At 31.4% G+C, this 1,731-nt stretch carries 2 protein-coding genes; one reads left to right on the top strand and one right to left on the bottom strand.

The window, feature by feature from the left end; all coding sequences use genetic code 11:
* The coding region (locus tag ACVC2P_RS20360) for a glycosyltransferase family 2 protein (protein ID WP_452600270.1) at nucleotides 1-585 on the bottom strand (585 nt) is incomplete at its 3' end.
* A 233-nt stretch (nucleotides 586-818) separates the two neighbouring features.
* Between ACVC2P_RS20360 and ACVC2P_RS20355 the strand changes: the two genes are divergently transcribed.
* On the top strand, nucleotides 819-1,731 hold a 913-nt coding region (locus tag ACVC2P_RS20355), incomplete at its 3' end, for an NAD-dependent epimerase/dehydratase family protein (protein WP_452600269.1).

Genomic DNA, 1,731 nt, shown 5'->3' with positions numbered 1-1,731 from the left:
GTGCTGTACAGGAATTTGTTTTATAGTACCATTTTGTAATAAAATCATTGCAGGTAGAAAACGATGTAACCCTTTAAACATAGGAATACGTTTTGCGTAATCGGTTTTTATTACTTTAAGTGGGCAGCCCGTATCGTCCATACCATCGTGAGTAAAACTTCTACGAATTCCATTGGCTATTTTAGACGACATGTTTTTTACAAAACTATCTTTTCTGTTAGCACGTACACCCGTAACTAAATCATTAGAACCAATATGTTCTAAAAGTAAGTTAAAGTCGGAAGGAGCAGTTTGTAAATCAGAATCAATATAACCTACTAATTCTGTTTCGGTATAATCAAACCCAGCTTTTATGGCGGCACTTAAACCTCTGTTTTCCTTAAATAGGATATATGAAAATTCAGGGTTACGACTACAAATGTCTTCTATTATGGCTTGACTCCTGTCTTTAGAGCCATCATTTACAAACAATATTTTAGTTGCCTTAGAAGCTATTTTTGTATAAGCTAGTAATTCTGTTTCAACTCGTAATAAATTGTCTTCTTCGTTATAAACGGGAACAACTATTGTAAAATGATAACTCATAAATTCTTATTAATCTTACAAATGTATTGTTTTTTTAAGAATAGAAAATGAGTATCAAATAAAATATGTTTCTTTGTAGTAAATAAGCACAATTTATGAGGGACAAAGTCTAGTTTATTTACTAGATTTAAAATGTAAATAATTACGTCGTTTTTTTAATATAAATACAATAAGAAAATAACTTGACGTTTTAACATACAGACCTCATAATTTTAAGACATAAAATAGATATAATGAATATATTAGTAACTGGAGCATCTGGTTTTATAGGCTCTCACACTAGCGAGCGATTAAAAAGCTTAGGGCATCATGTTATCGGAGTAGATAACTTTAATGATTATTATAGCTTAGATTTAAAACAGTTAAATGCAAAAGCATTAAGCAGTCAAGGTGTTACTATTATAAATAAAGATTTAAGAGACGAGGATTTAGCAGAAGTTTTACCAAAAGATATTAATTATATATTTCATTTTGCGGCTCAGCCAGGTATTTCTGTAACTTCTACATTTGAAGATTACTTTACAAACAACATAATTGCAACAAAAAACTTAATAGATTATGCTTTACAGCTTAACAATTTAAAATTGTTTGTAAATATTGGAACGTCTTCAATTTATGGGCTTGAAGCTACGTTTCCAGAAAGTGTGGCGCCAAAACCAGCATCTCATTACGGTGTTACGAAATTAACAGCAGAACAATTAGTACTTCAAAAAAGTAGAGAGCAACAGTTTGATGCCTGTTCATTACGATTATATTCTGTAATTGGTCCTAGAGAAAGACCCGAAAAAATGTATACCAAATTAATTGCATGTGCATATAACGAAACTGCTTTTCCATTATATGATGGAAGTGCTGCACATTTAAGAAGTTTTACATACGTAGGCGATATTGTAGATGGTATTGTAAGTGTTATCTCTAATGAAGCAAAAGTAAATGGAGAAATTATAAACCTAGGAACCGAAGTAGAACATACCACACAAGATGGAATCGATGCTGTTGAAGCGGTAATAGGAAAAAAAATAAATATAGATCATGTTGCTGCTAGAGCAGGAGATCAATTACGTACTAAGGCTAATATAGATAAAGCAAGAACGTTATTAAATTACAACCCGCAAACAACTTTACTAGAAGGGGTTAGAGCACAAG

This window comes from Pontimicrobium sp. MEBiC01747 (assembly GCF_053601635.1).
This window is presented reverse-complemented; position numbering and strand designations above follow the sequence as displayed.